The sequence below is a fragment of the Pseudoalteromonas sp. SR41-4 genome, assembly GCF_014163985.1.
Classification (GTDB): Bacteria; Pseudomonadota; Gammaproteobacteria; order Enterobacterales; family Alteromonadaceae; genus Pseudoalteromonas; species Pseudoalteromonas rhizosphaerae.
On the sequence record NZ_JACJEI010000101.1, the window covers coordinates 1 to 248 of the forward strand.

The 248-nt window shown below is 37.9% G+C and carries 1 pseudogene; it reads right to left on the minus strand.

Features of this window, described 5'->3' with window-relative positions:
• A pseudogene (locus H5180_RS23725) lies at positions 1–122 on the minus strand (IS1595 family transposase); the annotation flags it as partial.
• Between the last annotated feature and the right edge of the window lie 126 nt (positions 123–248).

Below are 248 nucleotides of genomic sequence, written 5' to 3' on the forward strand. Positions count from 1 at the left end.
TGGATATGGTAAATACCTTCTACTACTCTTTGGTTATCCAACCCAATCAAACGTTTATGGTCAATGTCGAGTTCTTTAGCAATACCTTTATATGATAAGTTTCCATCAGTACAAAGCACTGAGCCAGGGCAAGATCACGAACTTTACCTTGACTTAAAAGTATGATCTTATACTCCTTTTTAAGGAGCCCCCATGCCTGATATTCAACTATTTAAATATTTCGAATCAATTGACGACCCTCGCCAGCA